General features: G+C 62.8%; 8 protein-coding genes. 3 read left to right on the top strand and 5 right to left on the bottom strand.

The window, feature by feature from the left end; genetic code table 11:
* Positions 1-203: 203 nt before the first annotated feature.
* The gene (locus tag ABIB56_RS18175; RefSeq protein ID WP_354570635.1) at positions 204-1,595 is read left to right on the top strand and encodes an LLM class flavin-dependent oxidoreductase; all 1,392 of its coding nucleotides are present in this window, start codon (positions 204-206) and stop codon (positions 1,593-1,595) included.
* Between the two features lie 114 nt (positions 1,596-1,709).
* Here ABIB56_RS18175 and ABIB56_RS18170 read toward each other — a convergent pair whose 3' ends face one another.
* The 4 genes from ABIB56_RS18170 to ABIB56_RS18155 form a co-directional block, all read right to left on the bottom strand.
* Complete coding sequence (locus tag ABIB56_RS18170; protein ID WP_354570634.1) at positions 1,710-2,813, bottom strand: fatty acid desaturase family protein; 1,104 nt, start codon at positions 2,811-2,813, stop codon at positions 1,710-1,712.
* A gap of 159 nt (positions 2,814-2,972) precedes the next feature.
* On the bottom strand, positions 2,973-4,448 hold the full coding sequence (locus ABIB56_RS18165) for an MDR family MFS transporter (RefSeq protein ID WP_354570633.1): 1,476 nt from the start codon (positions 4,446-4,448) through the stop codon (positions 2,973-2,975).
* A gap of 293 nt (positions 4,449-4,741) precedes the next feature.
* Positions 4,742-5,827 carry a bacteriorhodopsin gene (locus tag ABIB56_RS18160; protein WP_354570632.1) on the bottom strand — a complete coding sequence of 362 codons (1,086 nt, stop codon included), beginning with the start codon at positions 5,825-5,827 and terminating at the stop codon, positions 4,742-4,744.
* 40 nt (positions 5,828-5,867) lie between these two features.
* Complete coding sequence (locus ABIB56_RS18155; RefSeq protein ID WP_354570631.1) at positions 5,868-6,185, bottom strand: DUF7882 family protein; 318 nt, start codon at positions 6,183-6,185, stop codon at positions 5,868-5,870.
* Positions 6,186-6,289: 104 nt separating this feature from the next.
* Between ABIB56_RS18155 and ABIB56_RS18150 the strand changes: the two genes are divergently transcribed.
* Together ABIB56_RS18150 and ABIB56_RS18145 are read left to right on the top strand one after the other, a co-directional pair.
* The gene (locus ABIB56_RS18150) at positions 6,290-6,610 is read left to right on the top strand and encodes a hypothetical protein (protein WP_354570630.1); all 321 of its coding nucleotides are present in this window, start codon (positions 6,290-6,292) and stop codon (positions 6,608-6,610) included.
* Between the two features lie 92 nt (positions 6,611-6,702).
* Positions 6,703-8,151 carry a sugar porter family MFS transporter gene (locus ABIB56_RS18145; protein ID WP_354570629.1) on the top strand — a complete coding sequence of 483 codons (1,449 nt, stop codon included), beginning with the start codon at positions 6,703-6,705 and terminating at the stop codon, positions 8,149-8,151.
* Here the strand turns inward: ABIB56_RS18145 and ABIB56_RS18140 are convergent.
* On the bottom strand, positions 8,144-8,776 hold the full coding sequence (locus ABIB56_RS18140; RefSeq protein WP_354570628.1) for an alpha-ketoglutarate-dependent dioxygenase AlkB: 633 nt from the start codon (positions 8,774-8,776) through the stop codon (positions 8,144-8,146). The genes ABIB56_RS18145 and ABIB56_RS18140 overlap by 8 nt on opposite strands.
* Positions 8,777-8,890: the final 114 nt, after the last annotated feature.

Genomic DNA, 8,890 nt, shown 5'->3' with positions numbered 1-8,890 from the left:
CCTGAGTCAACGCGAATCTTGAACAATCCGTGTTTAACAGGGCTTGTGCCTGTCCTACATCAACGACGCACCCCACCTATTGACGCAATCCCTTACTTCCACAAATGAGCGGTCTGTACCCCATTCGTCCACATTTCGGCCGTCTATGACCGTATATGTCGGCCGAGAGTGCAACTGGCGGCCGCGGCATCCACCATGGAGCTATGGCCAGACAAATTCGCTTCAACGCCTTCGATATGAACTGCGTCGCTCACCAGTCCTCCGGCATGTGGAGACACCCGGACGACCAGTCATGGAGATACAAAGATCTCACCTACTGGACCGGGCTGGCCCAGCTGCTCGAGAAGGGCACCTTCGACGGCATCTTCATCGCCGATGTGCTCGGCACCTACGATGTCTACGGCGGATCAAACGAGGCGGCGATCAGGCACGGCGCGCAGGTTCCGGTGAACGACCCGGTGTTACTGATCTCCGCGATGGCAGCGGTCACGAAGAACCTCGGGTTCGGGGTGACCGCGGGCACCGCCTACGAGCATCCGTACCCCTTCGCGCGCCGCATGTCGACGCTCGACCACCTCACCAACGGTCGTGTCGGCTGGAACGTCGTCACCGGTTACCTGCCGAGTGCAGCCCGCAACATGGGCCACGAAGACCAGCTCGAGCACGATGACCGCTACGACGTGGCCGACGAGTACCTCGAGGTGCTCTACAAGCTGTGGGAGGGCTCGTGGGAAGACGACGCGGTCATCCACGACCGGGAGTCCGGGGTCTTCACCGACCCCAGCAAGGTGCACGAGATCGGGCACAGCGGCAAGAACTTCACGGTTCCCGGCATCCATCTCTCCGAGCCGTCCAGCCAGCGCACACCGGTGATCTACCAGGCCGGCGCCTCCTCCCGCGGTATCGCCTTCGCCGCGGGCAACGCCGAGGCCATCTTCGTCGCCGCCCCGACCAAGGCAGTGCTGAGAGACACGGTGAAGAAGATCAGGGATGCTCTCGAAGCCGCTGGCCGGGATCGCTACTCGGCCAAGATCTACACCCTGCTCACCATCATCACTGACGAGACCGCCGAGAAGGCGCAGGCCAAGCACGAGGACTTCCTGCAGTACGCGAGCGAGGAAGGTGCGCTGGTCTTCATGTCGGGTTGGATGGGTATCGACCTGTCGCAGTACGACCTCGACGAGCCGATCGGCAACGTCAAGAGCAATGCGATCCAGTCGGCGGTGGCCAACTTCCAGGCCGCAAACGAGGACGGCAACGAGTGGAAGGTGCGCGACATCGCCCGGCTCGGTGCCATCGGCGGACTCGGGCCGTTGATCGTCGGCTCGGGCGAGCAGATCGCCGACCGCCTGCAGGAGTGGGTGGATGAGACGGACGTGGACGGTTTCAACCTGGCCTACGCCATCACCCCCGGCACCTTCGAGGACGTGGTCGAGTATGTGATTCCCATACTGCGCGAACGTGGCGTCTACCCGGACGCCTACGTCGAGGGCACGCTGCGCAATAAGCTGCACGGTCGGGGTGACCGCCTGCCGGAGGAACACAAGGGCGCGAGCTATCGGGTCGGCGGATCGGCGTCGACCTCACCGCAATGAGGTCACAAACCGAGCACCCGCGCGAGGTAACCATTGCAGAACCACCGACCCGGTCGAGCCGGCCGGTGAGAGCTGTCTCGGAACGTGTCTATTTCCGGCGAATGTGGCGGGTCGTCAGCGACCGAATGCGGTCGCAGCCGGACAGTCGAAGGGATCGCCGCCCGCGGCCAGCCCGACCCTGTTCAGGTAGCGCACCACGATGCCGTAAGACTCCGAAAGAGTGGTCTCGGTGTAGAGGATACGGTGCGTGTCGCAGTACTCCTTGACGATCTCCTGCGCTTTGGCCAGGTGCGGCCGTGGCATGTTCGGGAAGAGGTGGTGCTCGATCTGGTAGTTGAGTCCGCCCATGTAGCTGTCCATGATCCAGCTGCCCTTGACGTTGCGCGAGGTGAGCACCTGGCGACGCAGGAAGTCGACCTTGCTGTCGTGGGGGAGTACCGGCATCCCCTTGTGGTTGGGGGCGAACGACGCCCCCATGTAGACGCCGAACACGGCGAGCTGCACCCCGAGGAAGGCGAAGCCCATGCCGAGCGGCAGGAACAGGAAGATCGCGGTGATGTACGCCGCGAGACGGGTCGAGATCATGGAGATCTCCACCCAGCGCTTGTCGACCTTTCCGCGGCCGAAGACCGTCTGCAGACCGTGGCGGTGCAGGTTGATGCCCTCGAGCATCAGGATCGGGAAGAACAGGTAACCCTGGCGTCGGGTCGCCCACGCGTAGATTCCGGTGGCCTTGGCCGCGTCGCTCTCGACGAAGGAGACGAAGTCGCGCTCGACGTCGGGGTCTTTGCCGATCACGTTCGGGTTGGCGTGATGACGACTGTGCTTGGTCATCCACCATGAGTAGCTGATGCCGACGAAAAGGTTGGCGATGGTGCGGCCGGCGATGTCGTTGGCCCGGCCGGAGGTGAAGACCTGCCGGTGGGACGCTTCGTGTGCCAGGAAAGCGAACTGGGTGAGGATCACGCCGAGGGCTCCGGCGATCAGCAACTGGTACCACGTATCACCGAGAAGGATGAATCCCGTGACCGCTCCGCCGAGGGCGAGTACGACAGCACTGAACATCATCACGTAGAAACCCGTGCGGCGACGCAGCAGGCCAGCGTCTCGGACTGTCCGCAGCAGTGCGGAGTATTCCGTCGTCGGGTTCGCGCGGTTGCCACCGGGCACGGTCTTGGTGAACGTCACAGCTGGGGCTGAGGGAGTGGGGTTGCTCATGGCGAGCCTCGATCCGAAAAGCGACTTCCCAGCCGTGGATGCGGGCGGGTGCCCGAGCAGATGTCGCAAGCATGACGGACCTCGCTGTGAAGGCCATGCACGCGGGCTGAGCATCCAGAGCCGGGGTGGCGCGGCTCACCGCGCCACCCCGCCCAGCACTCAGTGAGCGACCGGCGCACCCTCCGGAGCTTCGGTCGTGACACCCTTGCGGATCATGAATGCCGCCGGAATCGCGAACAGAGAGATCACCGCACCATAGAGGAAAGCGCTGTGGATACCGGAGGCAGTGGCTGAGACGATGTTCTCGCCCTCAGCCTGGAGCGTGGCGATCCGCGCCGTCATCACGGTGATGAAGAGAGCAGTGCCTGCCGCGCCGGCCAGCTGCTGGACGGTACCGACGATCGCGCTTCCGTGAGAATAAAGCTCTGGGCGCAGGGAACCCAGACTTGCGCTGAATAGGGGGGTGAAGAGCAGCGATAGTCCGATGCTCAGCGCGATGTGGGCGGCCAACACCCACCAGATGGAACTGTGCTCGTTCAACATGGTCATCGCCCAGAGATCGGCGCTGACGATGACCGAGCCCGCAACGAGGAGGGCGGTGGGTCCCACGCGGTCGTAGACACGCCCGACCCACGGTGCGAGGAGACCCATGATCAGTCCTCCGGGGAGCAGCAGCAGCCCGACGGTCAGTTCCTTCGTTCCAAGAACATTGACCAGGTAGAAGGGAAGCAGCACGATCGTGCCGAACATGGCCATCATGCTGACGGCGAACATCGCGATCGACAGCGTGAAGGTGCGATTCTTGAAGGTGCGAAGGTCGAGCAGGGCCCGTTCCGTACGCTGCAACTGCACCTGACGAAGTACGAAAAGCGCGAGCGCGGCCACTCCGACGCCGAGCGGCAGCCAGACCTGGAAGGCGGTGGTCGCCGTCCCCGCATTGCTCAGGCCATAGACCAGTCCGCCGAAACCGAAGGCCGAGAGGATGACCGAGAGCACGTCGAATCGCGTCGGTCGTGGGTCGGTGACGTTTTTCATCAGAGATCCGCCGACGATGAGCGCGGCGACGGCTATCGGCAGCACCAGGATGAACATCCAGCGCCAGTCGAGCACGCTCAGGATCAGCCCGGAGATGGTGGGACCGATCGCGGGCGCGACGGAGATCACGATCGAGATGTTGCCCATCATGCGACCCCGGGTGGCAGGGGGTACGAGCGTCATCACGGTGGTCATCAGCAGCGGAAACATGATCGCCGTGCCGCTCGCCTGAATGACGCGCGCCACCAGAAGGATCTCGAAACCCGGGGCTACAGCGGCGACGAGTGTGCCGAGGCTGAAAAGGCTCATGGCCGCGATGAATAACGGTCGGGTGTTGAACCGCTGCAGAAGGAACCCGGTGATCGGGATGACGACGGCCATGGTGAGCATGAAGGCTGCAGTGAGCCACTGGGCGGAACTCGGCGTGATACCGAGGTCGACTGTCAGACGCGGCAGCGCCACACCCATGATCGTCTCGTTCAGGATCACGACGAAGGCCGAGATCAGCAGCAGTGTGATCACCAGGCGATTGCGCGCGCCCAGCGCTGCAGCGTCGTCGGTCGTGTCGTTGGCGGTGGAGGAGACAGTTGTGTCGGTCATCAATTTTCCCGTCGAAAATAGGCGGTTGGGTACGGGGCGCCGACACGCGTATACGCGAGCCGGATGAGAAGGCTTCGATGCCCGGGATATGCGAATGTGCACATGGACGAACGGAGTGGTGTTCAGTGCAGCGCGCTACCAGTGTGCTTTATTCCACCGACATTCCGATACGACTGATTTGTTCGCGGAGGATATTTCTGCGGAAAGCAGAATATCTGCAATTCCGCCATATGTTGACACCGTCTACTTTACCCATCGATTGGCGGATAGGAAGAGCGGATTCGACTTTCTTGTCAGTGCGATCGGCGCTCGCCGAGGTTCTCGTCGGAATCGATCGGTGTCGATGAATCATCTTCGGCCGCAATGGCTGACGCATAGGCGGAGCTGGTGGGCGGCCTCCAGCGGTTCGGATGCACCGCCGCACCCTCGGCGAGATAGATCTCGCGGGGCTGGCCGGCATCCGACTGTTTGACGGAGGAGATCCAGATCGCCTCAGAATGCACGTCGTCTCCCGCGCGAACATCCTCAGCGGTGCGCAACTTGGCCACTCGGTGGATGAGCCCACCGAAGCCGATCTTCACCAGTACGTCGGCGACGCAGAGCGTGACCTGGATCGTGGTCGTCCACCCTCCGCCGAAAGCGAAGATCGGGATGATGTAGACCAATGGATAGATCACCCACCCACAGAGCAGGAGGATGGTCGCGTCCCGCAGCAATCCCGCGGATTCAGGAGTGAGCACCGGCAGGGATTTCCTCACCGCCCTGATCAGCACCACGTTGACGAAGATCCAGAATACTGAGCTGATGGCGCCCCAGAGGTAGAGCTGGCTGGCGTCGCCGTCGGCGCCGAAGACGAAGGTGCCGAGGAATCCGGTGAAGATCATCAGGAACGAGCCGGCCATCGCCAGGAACTGTGCCTTGCGCACACCGGCACCGAAGAGCGTGCAGACCGCCAGCAGTTCGACGGTGAGTAGCGGTACGGTGACCGACCAGTCCATGAATCTCGGCGCCATGGTCATGATTGCGCCGGCGTTGGGAACCCAGGTCGAGCCCGTGTGATCGTAGGCGAGGGTGAATCCGACGATGAGCAGCACGTAGGAGAGGCTCGCTACGGCCGTGACGCAGAGCCGGGCAACCAGAGCCGGGCGAAAGCGTGAACCGACCTCGCTTCTCGTCGTCCAGGTGCGGACGAATCCGGCGAAGAGGGCAAGCCCTGCGATGACGAGGAAATACAGGGTGAGAATATGTTGGGATTCGGTGAGCGGTGCTGTCCATGGGGCGGACGTTGCGGCGATCAGCACACTGTTCCTGGCTTTCCTCGGGGATGACCGGCTGGAGATCCCGGCAGTGGTGACACGGTAGACCGGCCTCGGAAACAATGGAACGCCTTGACCGGGACGGCAATCTGTGTGTGCGCGATCAGGGACCCTGTTCGGCGCTGTGGGGTTCCGGGGTGAAGAACAATCCGCCCGCGCTATTTGCCGAGAGCATCAGGGAGTTGATCCAGTCGCGGTTGATCGACGGCGTTCGGCTGCCTGAATACCGGTAGTACAGCGTGCTGCTCGGATCGAGCCAGATGGTGCTTCGACCGCTGCCCACCTCGGCCGAATCGCTCCAGGAGAAGGTGAAGCTCTCATGCCGCCGCAGTTTGGCTGTGATCACGATCTGCAGGTGCTGAAGGGCTCGATCATCGAACTGCACTTCAATGCCCTGACTGCCGTACAGCAATCTGCCCATTACCGCTCCCTGGTATGGCGCCAACCTTAGCGTCCTCGTGCATGCGGTCCTGACCGCGCGGCAAGCCCTGTATTCGTCGCGGACATCGGACTAGGGTCAGCTGCATGGTGAGTTTGGTAGAGAAAATTGCCCAGTCCGTCTCGTCGCTGGGGGTGAAAGCGAGCTACGGCGACGCGGTGACGGTGGACGGTGTGGAACTGATCCCGGTCGCCCTGACCTGGTTCGGATTCGGTGCGGGTGGCGACGACAGCGACAAGGGCGGAGGCGGAGGTGGCGGGGCCAGCATCCCGATCGGTGCTTATGTGGGTGGTCCGGAAGGGCCGCGTTTCCAGCCCAATGTCATCGCCTTTCTTGCGGTTTCCATCCCGTTCACCTGGGTTGCGGGCAAGGCTCTGGTGCGGCTGGTGAAGGCACTCAAGCGATAGGTCGCCAACGATGGCATTCGCCCGAACGCCCTCGGATGTGTCAGGGCCGGGCGTAGCGTGATGAAAAGTTCGACAGCTGAAGAAGGCTCGTGATGACCGACACCAGTAGTCCCCGTACCAATATCAAAGTGATCGGACTCGCCGTTGCGGGGGCCGTCGGCGGCTTCCTCTTCGGATTCGACTCCTCCGTGGTGAACGGCGCTGTCGACGCCGTGCAGAACGACTTTGCTCTCTCGGCGACCCTCATCGGGTTCGCCGTCGCGAGCGCACTGCTCGGATGCGCGGTAGGCGCCTACCTGGCCGGTCGCCTCGCGGATCGTTGGGGCCGTATCCCGGCGATGGTAGTCGGTGCGATCCTGTTCCTTGCCAGCGCGATCGGTGCGGGGTTGTGTGTCGGAGTCGTCGATCTCATCATCTGGCGGGTGGTGGGTGGTCTCGGAATCGGTATCGCATCCGTGATCGCTCCGGCCTATATCGCGGAGATCTCACCGCGGCAGCTGCGCGGACGGCTGGCTTCGCTTCAGCAGCTCGCTATCACCGTTGGAATATTCGCGGCCCTACTCTCTGACACCCTCTTCGCCAACGCAGCGGGGAGCGCGGGCGACCAGTTCTGGCTCGGTCTCCCGGCCTGGCGCTGGATGTTCCTCGCCGGTGCGATTCCCGCCATCGTCTACGGACTCCTCGCCTTCGCACTTCCGGAGTCTCCGCGCTTTCTGGTACTCAAGGAGCGCGACGACGATGTGCGGGCTATCTTCGCTCGCATCTGGCCCGACGACGATGTCGAGCGAGCCATCCGCGACATGCGCGATGCGATCAAGGTGGATGAGGAGGGCTCTCAGAAGGGCGCGTTGCGTGGTAATCGCCTCGGCCTGAAACCCATCGTCTGGGTCGGCATCATCCTGTCGGTGTTTCAGCAATTCGTCGGCATCAACGTGATCTTCTACTATTCGACGACCCTGTGGAAAGCTGTCGGCTTTCAGGAGAAGGACTCGTTCACGATCTCGGTCATCACCTCGATCACCAACATCGTGGTGACTTTCGTGGCGATCGCTCTCGTCGACAGGGTGGGGAGGCGCCCGATCCTGTTGTTCGGGTCAGCGGGGATGACGATCTCACTCGCGGTGATGGCCTTGGCCTTCAGCCAGGCGGATATCGTCAATGGCGCGCCGAGCCTGCCCGGTGCGTGGGGACCGATAGCCCTCGTCGCGGCCAACCTGTTCGTGGTGAGCTTCGGAGCGTCATGGGGGCCGGTCGTCTGGGTGCTGCTGGGCGAGATCTTCCCGACCCGCATCCGTGCTCGTGCACTTGGTGTGGCCGCCGCAGCGCAGTGGATCGCTAACTTCCTTATTACCGTCAGCTTCCCGCCGCTCGCCGATTTCTCGCTCGTCTTCACTTATGGCATGTACGCACTCTTCGCGCTGCTGTCGTTCTTCTTCGTGTTCAGGGTGGTTCCCGAGACGAATGGCATGTCGCTGGAGGAGGCGAACACTCTGCTGCCGCCCCGGAACAGCGCGCAGAGGAAGGCCGCGAAGACTACCTAGGCCAGACAGGCCGGAATTGCACGCTGATGCGCGGCCCGACCGATTTCTTCGTCTTGAGGATGGAGTGCTCGTGAGTGCGTTGGCAGCTGCCGCCCATCACGATCAGGTCGCCGTGACCGAGCGGAAACCGCTGCACCTCCCCACCACCTACGGGGCGTAGTGACAGGGTGCGCGGCTCGCCGACGGACAGGATGGCGACCATTGTGTCCCTGTCGATCGTGCGCCCCACCCGGTCGCCGTGCCAGGCGACGCTGTCGTCGCCCGTGCGATAGAAGCACAGACCCGCTGTCGCGAAAGTCTGCTCGCTACTCGGTCGGTAGTAGCGATTCAGATCGCTCTTCGCTCGGGACAGCACCGGATCGGGCAGCGGAGCTTCCGGTCCGAACCAGGACACCAGCCGCGGCACATCAACGACGCGCTCGTACATCTCCCGCCTATCCGCCTTCCACGGCACGTGCTGTGCAAGCCGCTCGAAGAGCAGGTCGGAGTTGAGCATCCACCCGGGTCTCAGATCGACCCAAGCGCCGTGGTCGAGCACGATGCGCCGCACGGCACCGTCAAGCCTTTCAAGCTGTGGCTCGGCGCCGACCTCGTCGAAGAGGGATTGCTGGAATGCGAGGGTCATCGACCAAGAGTATTCGAACATGTGTTCTGCATGTCTGCTTGGGTGCAGTTAGATTTCGTAGAGATCGGTCAGGGTTATGGGGTCGGTGTTGACGGCTTGTTGCAGCAGTCGGTA

The organism is Glaciihabitans sp. UYNi722, from assembly GCF_040549465.1.
In the GTDB taxonomy this organism is placed as follows: Bacteria; Actinomycetota; Actinomycetes; order Actinomycetales; family Microbacteriaceae; genus Lacisediminihabitans.
This window is presented reverse-complemented; position numbering and strand designations above follow the sequence as displayed.